The following is a 20,606-nucleotide window of genomic DNA, read 5'->3' as shown; positions in this document are numbered from 1 at the left end:
CGGCGAAGGGATTCGCCGGGGTTTGTTCGTCTTCAAACGGCGCGTTCCGCGCCGTAAAAGGCTGGAAGGAAGAATGTTTGACGGTTTGCCGCGGGGTTTGATTGACGGCGCGCGCGCGTCAGGGCATAGTGGCTGGGTATGAAGAGAGCGTTTTGCGTGATAGCCGGTGCATGCAGCCTGCTTGGATGGGCTCCGGCGGATGAAGCCGGCATGAAGAATGCGCTGGCGGATTGGCAAATGAGGCAGTCCGACTGGGAGTCCGCATTCAAGACGGCTGAAAGCGATGGTAAAAGAGAGGAACTGATGAAGAGCCGTCCGGACGCCGTTCCGGTGGCGCGGGAATTGTGGAGGCAGGTGGGCCGGGATTTGCAAAAGCCGGAGACTCAAAAGCCCTACCTGCTTCCGGCCGTGCTCTGGTTTCTGGACCATCCGGAGGCTGTGGCGCAGGCGTTCCCCAACGGAGAGTCAGCCAGGAAGATTGTGGTGCTTTGCCTGGACGCCCTGGAAAACACCCTGTTCCGGGAAAAAGGGGCCGGGAAGGCGGCGTATGCGCTAAGCAATTCCCGCGAGTTGCGCTGCCGGGTCATTCTGGAACAGATCAAGGACTACAGCCAGTTCCCGGAGGACCAGGGGCTGGCAGCCCTGGGGCTGGCCATGGTGATGAAGGAAACGACGGGGATGCTCCAGGATGACGTCCGGCTGGTGGCGGCCCGCGGAAAGCTGTTGAAGGATGCCATCATCAAGTGTTATGATTCCAGTTTCGGCCCGGTTCCGGTCCGGAATCTGGTGCAGGAGGAACTGTATGAAATACGCAATCTTAACATCGGGCAGACCGGACCCGGAATCAGCCTGCCTTCCTCCGCCACGGGGGCGGAAGTGAAGCTTCCCGGCGGGGAGAAGCCCGTTCTGGTGGTGTTCTGGGACCCGCGGGACGCGCGTTCCGTCCAGTTTCTGGGGAAGGCCGCTTCCCTCCGGGGAGAATTTCCGGGCTTGACGGTGATGCCGGTGGCTCCGGGGAGCAGTGAGAATGTGAAGAAGGCCCTGTTGAATTTGAATTTGGACATCCCCTCCCTGATTGATGAGAAAGCGGCGGCATTCAAGGATTACCGAGTGAGGCACACGCCGCAGGTGTACCTGCTGGACCCCAAGGGAAAAATCCTGATGCGCGGCACGCCGGACATGCTGTTTGATGCCAACCTGTACGCCGTCATGGGCAAGTTTGAAGGGAAAAAGAATGGAAAGGCGGAGGAGAAAAAGGCCCCCGCCGCTCCTCCCGCCGCCAGGCCTGCGCCGCTGCCTGCTAAAATCAATTCTCCGGAGACGCGCGTTCCGGCTGTGCCGCCGGCCGCCCCTCTTGCCGCGCCGCCCCTGCGGCCCATGCCCGAATAGCCCGCTTCATGGAGAACCTTCCGTTGAGAAAGGCCGCTGAGGCTGTGGCGCGCGTGCTGGCTGGGGCCGAGCATACGGTGTACTTTGTAGGGGGCTGTGTCCGGGACCGGCTGCTGGGGTACCCGGTAAAGGATATTGACATTGCCACCTCCGCCCGTCCGGAGGAGGTGCTGCGCCTGTTTCCCGGAGCCTGGGAGGTGGGCGCCGCCTTCGGTGTGGTGCTGGTGCGCCGTGACGGCTTTTGCTTTGAAGTGGCTACGTTCCGCAGGGACGGCCTCTACCGTGACGGAAGGCGTCCGGAATCCGTCTGCTTCACGGACGCGGAGGAAGACGCGCGCCGCCGTGATTTTACCATGAACGGCCTGTTTGAAGAGCCTTTTTCCGATCCTCCGGGCCGCGTGGTGGATTATGTGGGCGGCGTGGCGGACATAAGGGACCGGGTGTTGAGGTGCATCGGTGAGCCGGACCTCCGTTTTGAGGAGGATTCCCTGCGCCTGATGCGCGCCGTCCGTTTTGCCGTTACTAGGGAAGTGAAGGTGGAGGCGGATACTTATGCCGCCATTTGCAGGAACGCCCCTCTGCTGGCCCGCATTGCTCCGGAGCGCATCCGAGAGGAGCTGGACAGGATTCTCCTGTCGCCCGGAAGGAGGAGGGGCGTGGAAATGCTGGTGGAAACGGGGCTGATGAAGCATGCCATTCCGGAGCTGTACGGCATGATCGGCTGCACGCAGCCCCCCCAGTGGCATCCGGAGGGGGACGTATATACCCATACGCTGATGATGCTGGACGCGCTGGGGAAGGACGGCGCCCCCGTATCCCTGGAGCTGGCGCTGGGCGTGCTGCTGCACGATGTAGGGAAGCCCCCCTGCCGCCAGGTGGATGAAACGGGGCGCATCCGTTTTTCCGGTCATGACAAAAAGGGGGCTGTCATGGCACGGGAGATTTTAAGGCGGCTGAAGTATTCCAACGCCGTGGTGGATGCGGTAAGCGCCATGGTGGAGCGCCACATGCGCTTCATGAATGTGCAGCAGATGAAAAAATCCACCCTGCGGATGTTCATGAGCGCCCCCCGTTTCCGGGATGAACTGGAGCTTCACCGCTTGGACTGCCTTTCCTCCAACGGCTTGATGGACAACTGGCAGTTTGTCAGGGACGCCATGGATTCCTACCGGAACGCTCCCCTGGTGCCTCCTCCGCTGGTGACTGGCCGTGACCTGGTGAACCTGGGCCTGCCTCCGGGGCCAGGTTTCAAAAACTGGCTGTCCCGTTTGCAGGAACTTCAGTTGGAGGGAATGCTCCGGACGCGGAAGGAGGCCCTTCTTCTTCTGGGGCAAATTGCCCCGGTGGAACAGAATACACTTGCAGAGTACCTGGAAAAGTTAGCATTATAGGCCGCAAGACCTCAACCTTTCAGCTCATGCGCCCGGTCATTTATCAACTGTTTGTCCGCCATTTTTCCAACATGGAAACCCATGGAGTGGACTGGGGGACCCGGGAGACGAACGGGTGCGGAACGTTCAACGGCGTAACGGACAGGGCCCTGAGGGAAGTAGCCCGGATGGGCTTTACCCATATCTGGCTGACCGGGGTGCTGAGGCACGCCACGCAGACGGCCTATCCCGAGCTGCCCGCCCAGCCGGAATCCATCGTAAAAGGCCTGGCCGGCAGTCCCTATGCGGTAGTGGATTATTTTGACGTGGACCCGGACCTGGCCTCCACGCCGGAAAAAAGAATGGAGGAGTTCAAGGCACTCGTGAAGCGCTGCCGGACGGTGGGGCTGGTGCCGTTGATCGACTTTATCCCCAACCATGTTTCCCGCGCCTACCTGGCGGACTGGGACGGCCATGACGATTTCGGGGAAGGGGACGACCACCATACGTTCTTCTCTCCGGAACAGGGATATTTTTACCTGACCTCCAACAGTCCCGGGGACGGGCCGCCCCTGCATCTGCCGGACGGCCTGTTTGAAGGGGAAATGACCTTCGGCCGCGTGACGGGGAACAATGCCGTGACGTGGAACCCCAGCAAGTACGACTGGTACGAGACGGTCAAACTCAACTACGGCTATAACTTCATGGCCGGACTGCCGGCCCTCCGCCTGCTGCCGGACTGGACCAGCCCCAAGCAGCACGTGCCCAAGACATGGCGCATCATGGACGACATCCTTTCCTTCTGGCAGGGCCTGGGCATCGGCGGTTTCAGGTGCGACATGGCCCAAATGATCCCCATGGCCTTCTGGAAATGGGCCATTTCCCGTTCCCGCGTCCGTCTGCCGGACGTGTTTTTCATGGCGGAGGCGTACAACGACCACATGAAGACCACTCCCGGCGATCCCTGCGCCGCGCTGCTGGAAGCCGGGTTCAATGCCGTTTACGATTCCGATTGCTATCATCTGGCGCTCCACATGTACACGGAGAATAACTGGGCCAACGATTTCGACCGTCTTTTCCGCAGCAACCCCAAGTACATGACCAACGGCGTCCGCTATGTGGAGAACCATGATGAAACGCGCGTGTGCTCCCCGCTCTCCTGGGGTGGCGTGGGGCGCGTCATTCTGCCTGCGATCATGACGCTGGTGTACGCTTCCGGCCGCGGTCCCGTGCTGGTGTACAACGGGCAGGAAGTGGGGGAACGGGCGGAAAGCCCCGGCGGTTACGGCGGCCATGACGGGCGCACCAGCATTTTTGACTATACCTGCCTGCCGCAGCTCCAGCCGTGGGTGGCGGACGGGCGGTTTGACGCCTCCCTGCTGCCGGAGGATTCCGCGGAACTGAGGGACTTCCACCGGCGCCTGCTTCCCCTGATCCAGCATCCGGCGCTGGACCGGGGGGATTTTTACGGCTTGAACTGGGCCAACATGAAGAATACCACGTTCGGCAGGGAACCTGCGGAAGACACCTCCGGCCACTGGGTATACGCCATGCTCCGCCATGATGCCCATGCCGGGGCCACCGTGCTGGTCGTGGGCAACCTTTCACCGGACATCAACTTCTACAATCTGCGCATTTCCATCCCCCAGCACGCCTTCGGCTGGTGCGGCATCCAGACGGACCGGGTGCGGGTCAGGGACCTGATGGACGGGCAGGCGCAGGAGAAGGAATTTGACCGGAAGGAACTGATGGAACGCGGGCTTCCGCACCCCCTGAAACCGGGGCATGTGGGCGTGCTGGAACTGTCTCCCGTTTAAAGGGGCATCCTCATGGAAAGGGCCGCGCGCCTTTTCCGATATTTTTTGCTCTGCTGGGCGTTTTTATAATGACGGGCCGTTTTTAATTCGGTATAGTCCCGGAAATTCCTATGACTAGACGTTTCCCTCACTCCATGTCTGCCATTCAGCAAATTGCTCTGGCTCTTGCCGTGGCCGGTATTGGCGCCGGCCAGGGGCTGGCGCAGGAAGGGGCAGGGGCCTCCCGGCGGGCCGCGGCCCGGATGGAAGAGCAGGCCCAGGCTTCCATGCTGCTGCTGGGGCAGGCGCGTCAGCAGTATTCCGAAGGCAAGTATCAGGAAGCCCTGGAAAATTACCGCAGGAGCCTTTCCACGCTGCCCAAGTCCCCCAACATGGAGAAGCGGCGCCGTTTTCTGGAAACCAGCATTGCGGACGCCAGCGTGGCGGTGGCCCAGGAGTACATCAAGGTGGGGCGTTATGACGAGGCTGTCAAGCTGCTGCAGGACGCCCTGAAAACCACCCCGACGCATGCGCTCGCCAAGCGTACGCTGGAGATGGCCCAGGACCCGGTGAGGACGAATCCGGCCCTTTCCCCGGAACACGTCAAGAATGTGGAGGAGGTGAACCGCCTGCTCCATCTGGCTTACGGTTATTATGAACTGGGCCAGTATGATGCGGCCCTGAAGGAATTCACCTCCGTCCTCCAGGCGGACCCTTACAATACGGCGGCGCGGCGCGGCATGGAGCTGGTGAACCGCGCCAGAACCACTTACTTTGACGCCGCACGGGATGAAATGCGCGGGAACGCGCTGGCGGAGGTCTCCCGGCTGTGGGAGCGGCCCGCGCCCCTGACGGAAACGCCGGAGGAACCTTCCTCCTTTTCCGAGCCGCTGGACAATCCCGTGGTGAACGTGGACCAGAAGCTGGGCATGATCCGCCTGCCGCGCGTGCAGCTGGACGGCGCTACGGTGGAGGAAGCCGTGGACTACCTGCGCAGCCAGGCCAGGACGCATGACACCACGGCCATGACCACGGCGGAGCGCGGCGTGAACATCTCCGTGGACCCGGGGCCGGCGGACAGCAGTTCCGCCAGGGAAGTCGCTGAAAAGAAAATTACGCTGAATCTTCAAAACGTGCCGCTCCGCGACGCCCTGGAATATGTGGCGCGCGCTTCCGGCCTCCTGCTGCGCACGAACGCCTTTGGCGCGGAACTGGTATCCAGTGCGGACGGCACCACCTACATGGTGACCAAGTCCATCACCCTTCCGCCGGGCTTCTTTTCCGGCTTGTCCGAATCCTCCGATACGGAAAATGCGGACCCCTTCGCTTCCGGGGATTCAGGCTCCTCCGGCATGACCCTGAAACGGGTGGACCCGCAGAAGGCCCTGGCCTCCCTGGGGGTGAAATTCCCGGAGGGCAGCTTCATCAAGTACAATTCAGGCAACTCCACCCTCCTTTTCCATGGCACCCCCCGGGACTTGAGCCTGCTGGAGGAGCTGGTGGCCTCCAAGAGCGCGGAACAGCCCCTTCAGGTGGTTGTCAGCGCCACGTTCCTGGAAGTGAACCAGACGGACCTGGAAGAATTGGGCTTCAACTGGATCGTGAACCTGAACCTGGACCCGTCCAAATGGTTCATGGGCGGTGCGGGAACCAACAAGAACGATTATAACAACACCGTGCTGGACAGCGCCGCCCAGGTGGCGGGAGCCGCCGTTCCCGGAGGAGTGGTGGGCGGTCTGAGGTCCGGCAACCAGGTCTTTACGGAAGACAGCATTGACGGCATGATTGAGCGCGGGTCTTCCGCCAGAAGCACGGGCGTGGCCTACGTTCCCGGTGGCGCCCCCAGCATCCTCACCATGCGCGGCATGTGGAGCCAGGCGGACGTTACCATGATTATGCGCGGCCTGAGCCAGAAGAAGGGCACGGACATCATGCAGCATCCTTCCGTCATTGTGCGGCCCGGTGAAAAAGCCACGTTCTTCAGCGGCAGGGAACTGATTTATCCCACGGAATATGATCCGCCCGAAGTCCCCAACAGCACGGGCAACAATAATAATAACGGCGACGACTGGGGCAACTATGACGACGACAACGGGGACCGCCTCCAGGTCATGCCCATGACCCCGGCGCATCCCTCCGCCTTTGAAACAAGGCAGCTTGGCACGCTGTTCAACGTGGAAGTGACCGGCATCAGCGACGACAAGTCCATCGTGGAAATGACGGTTGTGCCTGAAATCGTGGAATTTGACGGCTTCATCAACTACGGCACGCCGCTCTTCATTCCCGTGGCCTCCCGGGAGAAGAACCCGAAGGAAGACATCGTCATGGTGAAAGCTTCCGACAACTTCATCCTGCAGCCCGTATTCTCCACGCGCCGCCTGACCGCTCCCGTGCGCATCGCCACCGGCAGCACGCTCGTCATCGGCTCCCTGAAAAAATCCACGTCCATCACGTATGAGGATAAAATCCCCATTCTGGGCGATATTCCCTGGGTGGGGCGTCTGTTCCGCTCCAAGGGCGCCAAGGAACAGCGCAAGGCCATCATCATCATGGTGAAGGCGGAAGTGGTGGACCCGGGCGGCAAGCAGCTTTACACGCCGAGCACCTCCGTTCCGGACGGGGATGTCCCGGCAGGTCTGGCGCCTCTTCCCGCCCTGAGCAATGCCGAATAACCTTTAACCGGATTACAATCATTGAAGAACAGCGATTCCGATCCTGAGTCCTCTTCTTCCTCCCAGGGGACCGACAATATCATGCGCCAGCTGCATGCCTCGGACTCCCGGGGCGTGGAGCGGAAAAGGGAAGTGGTGGTGCGCCCGGACGGCACCAAGGTCATCCGGGTGGAAAAACGCCGCCGCACCTATCATGACGACCGTAATGACGCCAAACAGGCTGTGCTGAAAAACAAGCGTTTTCTGATCGCCCTCTGCATTGCGGTCCTGCTGGCCGTGGGTGCTCTGGCGGGAACGTACATGTACCGGCTGACGTCATTCAACACGGAGGAATTCACCAGCCGCCTGCAATCGGACCTTTCCGCCGCGTGGGGGGGGAAGGTGGAAATCTCCGGCATGGCGATGGACGGCCTTTCCATGAAGGCTTCCCGCATCAAGGTAGCCTTTCCGGAGGATTCCTGCCTGTCCTTCGTAATTCTGGAAGGCATCTCCGGGGAAATCTCCCCCACCTCCCTGTTCATGGGGAAAATCAAGGGGGAGAGCATGAACGTGGCCAAGGCCGTGGTGGCCCTGCGTCCCGGATTCGCCAAATTTGCCGTGCCGCAGACGGGCAGGGAGCTGCCTTTCGTCTTCCGGCGTTATACCGCTCCGCGCCTGGAAGTAGGTTATGCCCACCAGACGGAGGAATTCACCCTGGAACGTAATGACGGGCCCTTTTTCCTGACGGCGGAGGCCTATATCCGCACGTCCGGAGCCGGTGCTGAGCCGGAATACGTGCTGGACCTGTCACAGCAGAAACTGAAAATCAAGGGCTGGCCGCTGATGAGCATGGATGCCGGTTCCCTTATTTTAAACGGAAACGGCATCAGGCAGCTTACCTTTTCCGGCTTTCTGGACAAGGGGCGCCTGCTCAACAAGCCTGCGGAGGTGAGTACCTTCATGATTACGGGGAATTTCCCCCTTGGCATTGATTTCCGCCACCAGGCGTGGACCCTCACGGGGAGGAATTTTGAGCTCCATTCCCTGGTGGGGAACGATTTTTCCTCCTTCCTCAAGGTGCAGATGGGGGACCAGGAAGTGGATGAAAAGCATGAATTGAAGGTAGAATTCGGGCTGCCCGTCATGGCGGAGCAAAAAAGGCCTTCCGTGAAGGGGTACAGCGGTTCCGTCGTCAAGGCGAACATGCTCAGGCTGCCCGTCTTCCGCCTGCTGGCGGCCATGACTGCCCAGAACTCGGAAATAAAGCTTCCTTATTCCTCACCCGTCTTTACGTCCGGCTCCTTCCTTCTGGAAAGCGACGGCACGGACCGCTCCGTTTCCCTGACGGAAATTTCCCTGTTTGAGCAGGGCTTCCTGGGAGTGACGGGCTTCGTGGCCAGCGACGGAACTGAACTGGCGGGAGAACTGGTCTTCAAAATTCCCTCCTACATGGTGAACGGGGTCCGCATTCCGTCCGGCGCCACGCAGGAAGGGCGTGACATCGTTCTTTCCGTAAAAATTTCCGGTTCCCCGTCATCCCCCCAGGACAGTTCCGGTCCCATGCTCCAGGAAGTGGAGCCGCGTGCGGAGCGTCCGGGAATGCAGGCCGCCCCCTCCCGCGGGATGGTCCATCCCGCCCCCTCAACTCCTTCTCCGGCCCGGGTTACTGTGGACGGATTCATGTGATATTGCCGAGGATTCATGTTCATACTCAAACCTACTGTCCGCAAAACATCCGAGAAGCGTTCCCGCTGGTGGACCAGGCTGGCCGGCTTTGGCCTGTGGTCCGTGCTCCAGCCTCTTTGCATGAGCCTTAATATCCGTTCCATCAAGGAGGAGCACGACGATGTCTACACGACGCCTTTTCTTGTGGCCCTCTGGCACAACCGCACGACCGTGCCGGGTTATGCCTGGTCCCTGGCCCAGAAGCCGCTCAAGATGTGCGTGCTGACCAGCGCCAGCAAGGACGGGGCCCTGGTAGAGTCCATTTGCAGGCACTTTGGCCTGGATTCCGTGCGCGGTTCTTCCGGACGGCGCGGCGCCCTGGCCTATATAGAGATGATGCGGAAGCTTCAGGAAGGCGACGTCTGTTTCTGCCTTACCCCGGACGGCCCCCAGGGTCCCATTTATGAGGTGCACCACGGCATCATTAAAATGGCCTCCCAGTCCGGCCTGCCCATCGTCCCCGTGTGCATAGAGTATGAAAGCTGCTGGCGGCTGAACAAGGCCTGGGACCGTTACGCCATTCCCAAGCCGTGCTCCAACGTGAACATTTTATGGAAAAAGCGCCTGTTTATTCCTCCGGACGTAACGGAGGAGCAGGTGGCGGAGTATGCGCGCCTGCTGGCCGGGCTGATGCGGCAGGGGCTTCCGGATTTTCCACCACTTAAAGAATCATTATTATGCAAATCATCGACGGAAAACAAGTAGCCTCCCAGGTGCTGGAAGAGGTTGGAAGGGATATTGAGCGGCTCAGGGAACAGGGAATCACTCCCGGCCTGGCCGTGGTGCTGGTGGGGGAAGACCCCGCCTCCCAGGTGTACGTTAATTCCAAGGTAAAGAAATGCGCGGAACTGGGAATGAATTCCCGGAAAATCGTTCTGCCTTCCGACGCCTCCCAGGAAGAACTGCTGCAGGTGGTCCGTGACTTGAATGCGGACCCATCCATTCATGGCATTCTGGTGCAGAGCCCGCCTCCCCCCCATATTGACGAGGCGGCCGTGGTGCTGGAAATTGACCCTGCCAAGGACGTGGACGGCTTCCATCCGGAAAACGTCGCCAAGCTGGTGCTGGAGGATGAAACCGGATTTGTGCCCTGCACCCCTCTGGGCTGCATCAGGCTGCTGCAGGCGGCGGGCATTGAAACAGCCGGGGCGAATGCCGTGGTCATTGGCCGCAGCATGATCGTAGGCAAGCCGATGGCCCATCTGCTGATGTCCAAGCAGGCGAACGCCACCGTGACTGTGGCCCATTCCCGCACAAAAAATCTGCCGGAGCTCTGCCGCTCCGCGGACATCATCGTGGCGGCCATAGGCAGGCCCGCCTTCGTGACGGCTGATTTTGTGAAGGACGGCGCCGTGGTGGTGGACGTGGGCATCAACCGCGTGGAAGACGCCGCTGCCAAGCGCGGCTACCGGATTGTGGGGGACGTGGCCTATGATGAAGTGGCTCCCAAATGCCGGGCCATCACTCCCGTGCCCGGCGGCGTGGGACCGATGACCATCGCCATGCTGATGGCTAACACGGTCAAGGCCTGCCGCCAGCAGACGGGCGCATGAGGAAGCGCGGGTGACGTCCGTTTTCCTTGTCAAAAGCAGGAAAATAGGGCAGTATCCACTTACCATTATGTCAAGTAAATTACTCGAAGGCAAAGTTGGTGTCGTAGTCGGCGTGGCGAACAAGCGCAGTATCGCGTTCGCAATTGCCAAGGCATGGCATGAAGCGGGCGCAAAGCTCATCTTCAATTACCAGGGTGAACGCCTCAAGGACGGCGTGCTCAAGCTGGTCCATGAAAACTTTGGCGAGGATGCCCCCGTCTACGATCTGGATGTCAGCGATGATGAATCCATCAATGCATTCTTTGAAAATGTCCGGAAGCATACGGACAAGGTGGACTGCATGCTGCATTCCGTGGCTTTTGCCCCGAAGGAAGCCCTGGGCGGCAGTTTCCTGGAAACGGGACGCGACGCGTTCAAGATTTCCCTGGATATTTCCGCCTACTCCCTGGTGGCCCTTTCCCGCGCCGTGGAGCCCATGATGTCCGACAACGGCAGCATTCTGGCGATGTCCTACCTGGGTTCAGAAAAGGTGGTGCCGAACTACAACCTGATGGGCGTGTCCAAGGCCGCCCTGGAAGCCTGCACCCGTTATCTGGCGTACGACCTGGGCCGCGCCCGCGGCATCCGCGTCAACTGCATCAGCGCCGGCCCCATGCAGACGCTTGCGGCGCGCGGCGTGTCCGGTTTCAGCACCATGTTCAAGGTGTATGAGGAACACGCCCCCCTGGGCCGTTCCTGCACGGGCGAGGAACTGGGCGCCACCGGCGTGTTCCTGGCCAGCGATGGCTCCGCCGCAATCACCGGACAGGTGATTTACGTGGACGGCGGCTATCAGATCATGGGCATGTAACGTTTTCCTTACGGAAGATTCCTCCTTCCTTTCAGGCCGTGCCGCTTGCGGTACGGCCTTTTTGCGCCGCATCCGCCAGTATGACAGGGATGCCCTTTTTCTTCCGTCAAAAAATCTTGCCTTGCGGGGTTTCATTTTTATAAATAAAAAAATGACAGCCTCCCATCGTTATCTGTTTAACGGAGAAACGTGCGGCAGCTTGGATGAAATGTTCCTCCGGTACGGGGACGCTTCTCATAACGCCCATATTTTCCTGGATGGCAGGAATGGAATGCACATACAGTCCGTTCCCGTGGGCAACGGACTGTACTATTGCGAAGTGGGGGATTCCACCCATGGATTTGTATGCCCCCATGAAATGATGGTGGAGGAATTGAAGGAGCAGTTCCGCCGTTTTGATTCCGGGGAGGATTTTTCCTTTGTGGCGGAAGAGTGGAATGTATATGAACCCTCCCTGTCGCCCTTGCCGGCCATCATCAAATGGATTGCCGTGGCAGGACTGATGGATATTGCCATTATCCTGGCCTTTACCGGGTTTCCGGCGAGTCAGATGAACCGCCTTTCCTGCATGCTGAATACGTTTGCCAACTTTTTACTGAGTTGAAGCGGCACAGGAAATGGCCGCCTGAATGGGGCCGTTTCAGGGGACGAGCACCTTCAGCGTGCCGTGCCGCGTGATCCGGACCGGCGCGTTTCCCGCGTAATCCCCGTCCAGTTCACAGGCGGCCTGCCCGGCGGAGGTGACGGTTCCCCCGGTCATCTGGATGTATTCAAAGCGGCCGTGCCTCCGGGAATGGAAGCCGCCATGGACAGCGGCCATCAGGCATTCCCCGATGATGGAGGGAATGGAGTGCTGGAATACCACTGCATCCAGAAGTCCGTCATCATTGCCCGCTTCCGCAAAGAAATTCAGCGGTCCGCCATACCTGCGCCCGTTGCCGAAGAGGATGGCGCCGCCTTCCAGCACCCGCCCGTCATCCGTGGCCAGCGTCAGGCGCGGCTGCCGTTCCGTACAGACCCTGGCTCCGGCAATCACGTACGCGAAGGCCTTCCATCTCTTCTTCATCTCCCAGGTGGTCAGTTCCACGGCCCGGGCGTCCGCGCCGATGCCCGCCATCTGGAGAAAAGGGCGTCCGTTGAAGGCAAACAGGTCCACCTCCCTGGAACGCCCCGTGTTCAGAACGTGCAGGGCGTGGTCAAAATCCTGCCGTACTCCTATTTCCCGGGAAAAGACGTTCATGGTTCCCGCGGGGAAGGGGGCCAGCGCCGTCCCCGTATTGCAGAGGGCTTCCGCGGCCACTCCCAGCGTACCATCCCCTCCCGCCACGGCTACGACGGCGGCTCCGGAAGCCGCCCGGGCAGCCAGATGGCGCAGCATGTCCGCACGGCTCTCCGGCTCGATGACGTCAAAAAGGTCCCGGTGTCTGTCCAGCCAGCGGCGGAAGCGGTCCGCCCTGGCGCTGCGCGCCGTGTTATTGAAAAAAAGGGGAATCCTCATCGGGCGTTTACGGAGAAATTCAAAATCTGCACCGGAGCTTCCGTATGGGCCACGGGTTCATGGCGTACCGTTCCGTCCGGCATCATGAATTCCAGAAAGCCCCGGGAGACGTTATCCGGCAGGCGTATCTCCAGGAATTTCCTCATATCGTCGGACGGTCCGGGGGTGGTGCCCTCCGCCAGGATTTTCCCTTCTTCCGACTTGAGGACCACGCGCAGGGGCAGGCGGCGTTTTTTTGGGCCGTTTTCTTCCCTGATGTCCAGCATCAGCTTGCTGCCCGGCACATATTCCGGTTGAGCCGCCATCCAGTCTGACGCCAGTTTCATATAGCGGTCCGTGATCCGGACGGCGGGAACGGTCCGGCTTTCCGGGGGAAAGGTCAGGGCGCGCCGTTTTTCGTCGTAACGGGCTTCCCAGACCAGGGGGAAAAACTCGCCGGAAGGCTCTTTTTTCCAGGACGTGGCGTAAATGGCGTTTTCCGGCTTGCGGGGGTCCAGCATGCTGATGGCGGACATCACCCACGGGGTGTTGAAATCCTTCTCATTATATTCCAGCATCTGCCATTCCCCGTCACACCAGGCTTCCACCCAGTTGTGGTTGCCTCGCACGTGGTTCCAGGTAAGGACTCCGGCCATGCGGGCCGGAATGCCTACGGAACGGAGCGCGCAGACGAGCAGGATGCTCTGGCCCGTACAGGAGACCTTGCCGGATTCCAGGGACTCCTTCACGCCCTGGTGGGGAACCCTTCTTTCCGTGGAGTAGCGGACATTCAGGGTTTTCTGGATGCTGGAGGCGATGGTGAGAGCGGCTTCCCGTCCCGTTTTGCACGCGGAAACCAGCGGGGCGAACAGGTTGTGGAACTGCTCCCTCCATTCGTCCCGCGGTTCATTGACCACGGCATACGGGAGCACGTCGTTCTCATAAAGCTCCCACGGCACCTTGCCCGCCCAGGGAAACTGGGCGCGGACCGCCAGCGCCAGCCGTACCTCCCGGTCCAGACGCTCTTCCGTGATGGTTTCCCTGTCCTGCGCGGGCATGTAGGCGCGCAAAAAATCCACGCCGTCCGGGATGGCGTCATGGGCGGCGCAGAGGGCGGCGGTCAGTCCCAGGAGAAGGGCGGAAGGCAGCAGGTTCATGAACACTGGCATTCATACCCGAATTCCGGGCGGTAGACAAGCTTCCTCTTGCGCAAGCAGGGTATGGAAATGGGCAAACAGGTGCGTGTCCTCCGGCGGCGTAGGCGCGAAGGGCGTGTCGTTGTCCAGAATATCCTCGCAAAGACGCATGAAATCATGGGAAGTTTTAGCCCTCTTCATGTGGTGGTCAAAAGAATCCGGAAGTCCCCGCGCCGTGTAAACCAGGTATTTTTTCATGCGGTGGATGTGTTTCTCCTCCACATAATGTTCCTGCATTTCCAGCGTGCGTTCATAAAGGCGGCGGATGTAGTGCAACACGTCCCGGAAGGTGGGGGAGACCCCGGGCGCGCCCCGGAAGCGGGCGTGAAGCTGGGAGAATATCCAGGGATTGCGCAGAGCCGCGCGGCCGACCATCAGGCCCGCGGGCTGCGCCAGCCGCACCCAGGCGTCCGCCGTGGCGGCGTCCACAATGTTGCCGTTGGCGATGACGGGGCAATCCAGGACTTCCACGGCCCATTTCACCCATTCCGGATGAACGGGGGAGCGGTAGCCTTCCCGCACGGTGCGGGCGTGGATGCACACCCGGTCCGGAGAGTGCGCGGCAATCACGGGAAGGATGCGTTCAAACTCATCCGGAGTCTCGTACCCCAGGCGGCATTTGACGGTAAAGGCCCCGGCGGGCAGGGCGTCCCGGAGGGCTCCCAGGGCCGCGTCCATATCCTTCAGGGAGCGCAGCATGCCTCCCCCCGCGTTCCTTCTGCATACCAGGGGGGCCGGGCAGCCCATGTTCAGGTCCACTCCGGCGCAGGCGTGTTTCATCAGGTTCAGCGCGTCCCTGGCCAGGTACTCCGGCTCATGGCCTACGAGCTGCCCGTAAATAGGGCGTTCCGTGGGATTTTCATCAATGGAGCGCAGGATGTATGGCGACATCTTTTTATGGTGGGCCACCGTTCTGAAATACTCCGTGATGAAGTAATCCGGCAGGGAATTCAAGTCCTTCAACGTCTTGAGGAAAGCCAGATCCGTCACATCTTTCATGGGGGCCAGCGCCAGCAGCATGGGCCTGTGCATACCGTGAAAAGCCCCGGATGGCAAGCTGTGATTGTCTTGACGAAAGGAGGAAAGTGTGGAAGCTGTGGGCATGAATCAGGACTCAACCCGCAAAGCCAGAGTGAATGTGAGACGAGCCGAGGTAATGGAACAGGTGGAGAAGGAAATCCAGCAGCATTACCAGAGTGAATTGATTTCCCACATCCGGTCTGCGGGCAACGTATACAACCTGGGCCATACGGAATTCTTCCTGGCCCGGGAGTTCGGGTTCTGCAACGGCGTGCGCCGCGCCATTGACATTGCGTACGCGGCGCGCAGGGTGTTCCCCGACCGGAATATCTACCTGATCGGGGACATCATCCACAATCCGGAAGTGAACCGCCAGCTGGAGGAGATGGGCATTCAAAAGCTTCCCTGGAAACAGCTTGATTCCTCCTATGACCGGATTGCCGCGGATGACGTGGTGATTATTCCGGCCTTCGGCGTTCCCACCTCCTTCATGGAAGCGCTGGAAGAAAAGGGCGTGCAGATTGTGGACACCACCTGCGGGGACGTGATGAAGGTCTGGAAAAGAGTGAAGAATTACGCCGCCATGGGGATTACCTCCATCATCCACGGCAAGGCCACCCATGAGGAAACCAGCGCGACGGCCTCCCGCGCCCTGGGAGAAAAGGGAAAGGGAAAATACCTGGTGGTTTATGACCTGGAGGACGCCCGCATCCTGTGCGACTACATTCTGGGCCGCGGAGACCGCGAGGCGTTCCTAAAACGGTTTGAAGGGTGCTATTCCCCCGGCTTTGATCCGGACCGGGACCTGGAGGAAGTGGGCATCGCCAACCAGACCACCATGCTGAAGACGGAGACGCAGACGCTCCAGAAGATGGTGAAGGACGCCGTCGTCCAGCGGGACGGGGACGATGATAATTTTTACGTGTTCGACACGATCTGCGGCGCCACCCAGGACCGCCAGGACGCCTTGTACGAGCTGCTGAAGAATCCGCTGGACGTGATGTTCGTGGTGGGCGGCTACAATAGTTCCAACACCACGCACCTGGTGGACATTGCCAAGGAGCATGTGCCCACGTATTTCATTGAATCCGCGGAGTGCATCAAGTCCATCCAGTACGTGGACGCGTTTGACACGAAGACGCGGGAAGTGCGCCGCATGACCACGGAGCCGGTGGTGCAGAATCTGGGCAAATCCCTGAAGGTGGGGATAACGGCGGGGGCCTCCTGCCCGGCCAATCTGATTGAGGCCACTATCCTGCGCATTGCGGACCTGCGCAAGTAGCGGGGAACCATGCCGCCCGGTGAAGACCGGAAAGAGGGAACGCGCGTTGCCTCCGTAAAAGCGGAGGCCGCTTTTATCATTAAAACGGTCCGGAGGGCAGGATGGCGTAACAAGAAGCCCGCCGGGGAGCGGCGGGTACAGGGCGCCCTACTTTTCCAGGTCTTCCGGAGTGACGGAACGCTGTTCCCGGGAAGCGAGAAGCACGGCTTGCTCCACCACGTATTCCGCGTTGGCGTCAAAACGGTAGGCGTTGCAGTTGGGGCACACCGCGGTGGTCAGGGACACGATGGAGCCGCAGGCTTCACAAACCTTGAAGTCCCCGGGGCGGTCAATGATCAGTTTGGCTTTATCCAGGCGGGATTGCTGCATGGGAGGGGAAAATAAAACAAGCCGCTCAGCAGAACAGAGCGGCTTGCCATAAGATCGTCAGAAAACCGAAGTGAAAACTTAGGCGATTTTTGCAATGGCCTTGGCGGCCTTGCTCTTGTAGTTGGAGGCGCGGTTGGCGGGAATGGTGCCTACCTTGGCGGCCTTGTCAACGGCGGAGGAGAACGTGTTGTAGGCAGCGGTAGCGGCTTCCTTGTCAGACGTTTCCACCGCGGTGGCAATCTTCTTGCGGAGGGTCTTCAGCTTGGAGGAGACGGCGCGGTTGCGGGCGGTGCGGGTTGCGGTCTGGCGGATGCGCTTGAGTGCGGATTTGGTATTGGCCATGTTCTAAAAAAGGTTCGGTTTCCGTTTCGAGGTGGCAGAAACATTAGAATAACAGGACAAAATGTCAAGCTCCGGATATAATTTTTAAGGCATTCCTCCTAAGCGCGGGCAGACTGCGGGCTTTACCGGAAAAGGGGGATGTGGCATAAATGCCCCCGACATGAAGAAGCGCGTGGATTTGCCTGAAAAAAAATATGAAGGATATATTTTTGACCTGGACGGCACCCTGGTGGACAGCATGCCGCTCCATTACAAGGCATGGCGGAAGGCCCTGGCCCGCGCGGGCGCTCCGGATTCCGTGTTCCGGGAAGATGAGTTTTATTCCTGCGGCGGCAAGTCCGCCAATGACGTGGTAAGTTTTTTAAACGGCCGCTACGGCCTGGTGATGGACGCCGCGTCCACCGCCGCGGACAAGCGCCGCATTTATCTGGAAATGCTGGAGGAGGAAGGGATGGAGCCTATCCGTGAAGTGGTGGAATTTGTCCGTTCCCTGGGGGATGCCCCCAAGGCGATCGCCACGGGCAGCGCCATTCCGGGCGCCTCCCGCACGCTGGCCGCAGCGGGGCTGTCCGGCCTTTTTGACGTGATTCTGACGCCGGAGGACGTGGAGAACGGCAAGCCCGCGCCGGACATGTTCCTGAAGGCGGCGGAATTGCTGGGCGCAGACCCGGACCGCTGCGTGGTTTTTGAAGACGCCGCGCCCGGCATCAAGGCCGCCGCCGCCGCCGGAATGGACTGCGTCCTGGTCCGGCGCCCCTCCCTGGCCTGATTCCGCGCCGGGGCTTCCCACGGGGCCTGCTTTCCGGGCTTCCGGCCGTGCCGGGGCATGCTCCCGTATTTTAATGAAAAGGCTTCACATTGCGCGCGGAATGCGCTAGAACCTGTTTTCCTATTGAACAAATAAAATATTATTTGCACATGAGTACAAACGACAAAACATCATCCGCCCCGACGAAAACCCGCATGACAGGAGCCGAAGTGCTCGTGGAATGCCTCGTGCGTGAAGGTGTAGACGTCGTCTTTGCCTATCCCGGCGGCGCCAGCATGCCGATTCACCAGGCCCTGAGCCACCAGCCCAAAATCCGGACCATCCTGCCCCGCCATGAACAGGGCGGCGCGTTCGGCGCGGAAGGCTACGGCCGCGTCACGGGCAAGGTGGGCGTTTGCATCTCCACGTCTGGCCCCGGCGCCACCAACATGATCACCTCCATTGCGGACGCCTATCTGGATTCCACCCCTCTGGTGGCGATCACGGCGCAGGTCATGCGCTCCCTGATCGGCCGCGGCGCCTTCCAGGAAACGGACGTGTTCGGCATGACCGCCCCCATCGTGAAGCACAGCTACCTGGTGACGGATCCGGAAGAACTGCCCCGCATCATCAAGGAAGCCTTTTACATCGCCTCCACAGGCCGTCCCGGCCCGGTGGTGATTGACATGCCCAAGGACGTGCAGGAAGCCGTGTTCTCCCCGGACTTTGACATGGAAATGGACCTGCCCGGCTATAATCCGGTGTTGCCCGTTCCCACGGAAAAGCTGGAAGAACTCCTTCCGCTGATTGAAAACGCCAGCCGTCCCGTCATTTACGCCGGCGGCGGCATCATCTCCGCGGAAGCCTCCGCGGACCTGCTGGAATTTGCGGAACGCACCCAGATACCCGTGGCTACCACCCTGATGGGCATCGGGGCCATGCCGGAAACCCACCCCCTTTCCCTGCGCTGGCTGGGCATGCACGGAGCCGTGTTTGCGAACAACGCCGTGAATGAAGCCGACCTGGTCATTGCCCTGGCCGCCCGGTTTGACGACCGCGTGACCGGAGCCGTGAACATGTTCTGCCCGGACTCCACCATCGTCCACATTGACATTGACGCCAGTGAAATCAACAAGAACAAGAAGGTGGCGCACCCCATCCGCGCGAACGTGAAGGATGCCCTGAAGGTTCTCAATGCCGCCCTGGCCGCGAAGGGCTGGGACCGCAAGTCCTCCGGCTTTACCCGCACGCCGGAATGGTTCCGCACCATTGAAGACTGGAAGGCCCAGTACCCCTTCTCCTATGAAGACCGCAAGGGCTACATCTCCCCGCAGGCCGTCATTGAGGAGCTCTACCGCCAGACTGCGGACAAGGACCCCGTCATCTGCACGGGCGTGGGCCAGCACCAGATGTTCGCCGCCCAATTCTTCAAATTTGACAAACCCCGGCGCCTGGCTACTTCCGGCGGCCTGGGAACCATGGGCTACGGCCTCCCCGCCGCCATGGGCGTGTGCCTGGCCTGTCCGGACAAGCTGGTGGTGAACATTGACGGGGACGGCTCCATGCTCATGAACATTCAGGAGCTGGCTACCATCCACGTGGAGCGCCTGCCTGTCAAATGCATCATCCTGAACAACCAGCACCTGGGCATGGTGGTGCAGTGGGAAGACCTGAAATATGACTCCAACCGGGCCCAGACCTTCCTGGCGGACCCGCACGACAGCTATGATCCCACCCACAAGACGGAAGACGTCATTTACCCGAACTATCCGCTCATCTGCGCCGGATTCGGCGTCAAGTGCGAGCGCGTGCTCCGCATAGAAGAACTTCCGGCGGCCATTACCCGCATGATTGAATCTCCGGAAGCCTACGTGCTGGACGTGATGGTTCCCCATGACGTGCACGTGCTTCCGATCATTCTGGGCGGCATGAGCTACAAGGACGTGATTCTGGAACGCATTGCCGGCGACGGCTCCGCCAAAAAGGCGTCCGAACTGGGCAAGGAAATCCCGACGGCCCTGTAAGACTCGGAATTCCCGGTTATCCATCCATGGAGGGAGCCGTCCGAAAGGGCGGCTCCCTTTTTTAATGATGGCGGAAGTGGAGCGGAGGAAGCTTTCCCCATATGGGAAATGGGGATCGGGGCTTCCGTAAGGAAGAAGTTGATGGGTATGATTGTTGCCGGGGCCATGGTGCTGCTCATCGTATGAAGGGCCGTGGAAGATGTTGCTGGACGCGGCAGGGTAGAACGGCTAGCATGAATAAATCAAATTGGAAGCAAGCGGTACCGGACAAGGAATGTTCCGTCATGGGCCCATATCTGATGCCGCCTTGCGCCAACCCCAAGCTCACAGAAAATTCCCGGGAGACCGGCGCTCGCTGTAAGTAATTGGGAAACGAATATTGACAAAAGAACCACCTACTATTGAGCCTGGCAGTATCCGGTCTCCGAATCAGGTTGGCGCAAATCCCGTTTTGCACGCTTGATACTCAACCCGTATGCTTCCAGGCTGTCGCACCCTCACGGGTGCGTGGATTGAAACGTTCATAATGTGTTTTATGTTAATGGTTTTTGCTTGTCGCACCCTCACGGGTGCGTGGATTGAAACTTTAACTAATTGGTTTTTGGAGACACGGACTCCGGTCGCACCCTCACGGGTGCGTGGATTGAAACAAGTACTTGGACGTAGATTATTTTGGCGGTAAACGTCGCACCCTCACGGGTGCGTGGATTGAAACCTCAAAAAAGGGGTTGAACAAAATGTTGCGGCATGTCGCACCCTCACGGGTGCGTGGATTGAAACTTTCTGGCGGCTTGCTTTATTGTTGGTGGGGGTA

General features: G+C 60.0%; 17 protein-coding genes and 1 CRISPR repeat array. Of the genes, 12 read left to right on the top strand and 5 right to left on the bottom strand.

Features of this window, described 5'->3' with window-relative positions:
• Window positions 1-156: 156 nt before the first annotated feature.
• The 9 genes from HHJ06_RS11945 (at window position 157) to HHJ06_RS08710 (ending at window position 11,938) form a co-directional block, all read left to right on the top strand.
• Window positions 157-1,389, top strand: a complete 1,233-nt coding sequence (locus tag HHJ06_RS11945; RefSeq protein WP_215428955.1) for a TlpA family protein disulfide reductase — start codon at window positions 157-159, stop codon at window positions 1,387-1,389.
• An 8-nt stretch (window positions 1,390-1,397) separates the two neighbouring features.
• Window positions 1,398-2,780, top strand: coding sequence for a CCA tRNA nucleotidyltransferase (locus HHJ06_RS08745; protein ID WP_251841476.1), 1,383 nt, complete (start codon window positions 1,398-1,400; stop codon window positions 2,778-2,780).
• 71 nt (window positions 2,781-2,851) lie between these two features.
• Complete coding sequence (locus tag HHJ06_RS08740) at window positions 2,852-4,576, top strand: alpha-amylase family glycosyl hydrolase (protein ID WP_215428954.1); 1,725 nt, start codon at window positions 2,852-2,854, stop codon at window positions 4,574-4,576.
• A 134-nt stretch (window positions 4,577-4,710) separates the two neighbouring features.
• A complete protein-coding gene (locus tag HHJ06_RS08735) occupies window positions 4,711-7,227 on the top strand; it encodes an Amuc_1098 family type IV pilus outer membrane protein (protein WP_215428953.1) in 2,517 nt (838 codons plus the stop codon).
• 21 nt (window positions 7,228-7,248) lie between these two features.
• Window positions 7,249-8,892 carry a hypothetical protein gene (locus tag HHJ06_RS08730; protein WP_215428952.1) on the top strand — a complete coding sequence of 548 codons (1,644 nt, stop codon included), beginning with the start codon at window positions 7,249-7,251 and terminating at the stop codon, window positions 8,890-8,892.
• Window positions 8,893-8,907: 15 nt separating this feature from the next.
• Window positions 8,908-9,636 (top strand): lysophospholipid acyltransferase family protein, encoded by a 729-nt coding sequence (locus tag HHJ06_RS08725; protein WP_215428951.1) that lies wholly within the window; start codon window positions 8,908-8,910, stop codon window positions 9,634-9,636.
• Window positions 9,609-10,484: a bifunctional methylenetetrahydrofolate dehydrogenase/methenyltetrahydrofolate cyclohydrolase FolD gene (folD, locus tag HHJ06_RS08720; RefSeq protein WP_102725101.1), complete on the top strand. Its 876-nt coding sequence runs from the start codon at window positions 9,609-9,611 to the stop codon at window positions 10,482-10,484. The genes HHJ06_RS08725 and folD overlap by 28 nt, the downstream gene beginning before the upstream one ends.
• Before the next feature lie 67 nt (window positions 10,485-10,551).
• Window positions 10,552-11,334 carry an enoyl-ACP reductase FabI gene (locus HHJ06_RS08715; RefSeq protein WP_102714142.1) on the top strand — a complete coding sequence of 261 codons (783 nt, stop codon included), beginning with the start codon at window positions 10,552-10,554 and terminating at the stop codon, window positions 11,332-11,334.
• A 271-nt stretch (window positions 11,335-11,605) separates the two neighbouring features.
• Entirely contained in the window at window positions 11,606-11,938 is a 333-nt protein-coding gene (locus HHJ06_RS08710; RefSeq protein ID WP_215428950.1) for a hypothetical protein, read from the top strand.
• A 36-nt stretch (window positions 11,939-11,974) separates the two neighbouring features.
• On the opposite strand, the gene HHJ06_RS08705 is transcribed toward HHJ06_RS08710, so the two are convergent.
• From HHJ06_RS08705 to HHJ06_RS08695, 3 genes are read right to left on the bottom strand one after another with little or no spacing between them, the layout of a single operon-like run.
• Window positions 11,975-12,832 carry a diacylglycerol/lipid kinase family protein gene (locus HHJ06_RS08705; RefSeq protein WP_215428949.1) on the bottom strand — a complete coding sequence of 286 codons (858 nt, stop codon included), beginning with the start codon at window positions 12,830-12,832 and terminating at the stop codon, window positions 11,975-11,977.
• Window positions 12,829-13,968, bottom strand: a complete 1,140-nt coding sequence (locus HHJ06_RS08700; RefSeq protein ID WP_215428948.1) for a transglutaminase-like domain-containing protein — start codon at window positions 13,966-13,968, stop codon at window positions 12,829-12,831. The genes HHJ06_RS08705 and HHJ06_RS08700 overlap by 4 nt, the downstream gene beginning before the upstream one ends.
• Window positions 13,969-13,980: 12 nt before the next feature.
• Window positions 13,981-15,039: a tRNA dihydrouridine synthase gene (locus tag HHJ06_RS08695; protein ID WP_215428947.1), complete on the bottom strand. Its 1,059-nt coding sequence runs from the start codon at window positions 15,037-15,039 to the stop codon at window positions 13,981-13,983.
• A 70-nt stretch (window positions 15,040-15,109) separates the two neighbouring features.
• Here HHJ06_RS08695 and HHJ06_RS08690 point away from each other — a divergent pair, with 70 nt between their 5' ends.
• Window positions 15,110-16,309 (top strand): 4-hydroxy-3-methylbut-2-enyl diphosphate reductase, encoded by a 1,200-nt coding sequence (locus HHJ06_RS08690; protein WP_215428946.1) that lies wholly within the window; start codon window positions 15,110-15,112, stop codon window positions 16,307-16,309.
• 147 nt (window positions 16,310-16,456) lie between these two features.
• Here HHJ06_RS08690 and HHJ06_RS08685 read toward each other — a convergent pair whose 3' ends face one another.
• Entirely contained in the window at window positions 16,457-16,678 is a 222-nt protein-coding gene (locus HHJ06_RS08685; protein WP_102714130.1) for a hypothetical protein, read from the bottom strand.
• A gap of 78 nt (window positions 16,679-16,756) precedes the next feature.
• Window positions 16,757-17,020 carry a 30S ribosomal protein S20 gene (gene rpsT / locus HHJ06_RS08680; protein ID WP_102714128.1) on the bottom strand — a complete coding sequence of 88 codons (264 nt, stop codon included), beginning with the start codon at window positions 17,018-17,020 and terminating at the stop codon, window positions 16,757-16,759.
• Window positions 17,021-17,180: 160 nt separating this feature from the next.
• Here rpsT and HHJ06_RS08675 point away from each other — a divergent pair, with 160 nt between their 5' ends.
• Window positions 17,181-17,789: an HAD family hydrolase gene (locus HHJ06_RS08675; RefSeq protein WP_215428945.1), complete on the top strand. Its 609-nt coding sequence runs from the start codon at window positions 17,181-17,183 to the stop codon at window positions 17,787-17,789.
• A gap of 194 nt (window positions 17,790-17,983) precedes the next feature.
• The gene (gene ilvB / locus HHJ06_RS08670; RefSeq protein ID WP_251841475.1) at window positions 17,984-19,792 is read left to right on the top strand and encodes a biosynthetic-type acetolactate synthase large subunit; all 1,809 of its coding nucleotides are present in this window, start codon (window positions 17,984-17,986) and stop codon (window positions 19,790-19,792) included.
• Window positions 19,793-20,280: 488 nt separating this feature from the next.
• Window positions 20,281-20,572: a CRISPR direct-repeat array (repeat unit 31 nt; unit sequence GTCGCACCCTCACGGGTGCGTGGATTGAAAC).
• Between the last annotated feature and the right edge of the window lie 34 nt (window positions 20,573-20,606).

This window comes from Akkermansia muciniphila (assembly GCF_018709685.1).
Taxonomy (GTDB): Bacteria; Verrucomicrobiota; Verrucomicrobiia; order Verrucomicrobiales; family Akkermansiaceae; genus Akkermansia; species Akkermansia muciniphila_E.
The sequence above is the reverse complement of the archived record's forward strand: the minus strand, read 5'-3'. Positions and strand labels throughout refer to the sequence as shown.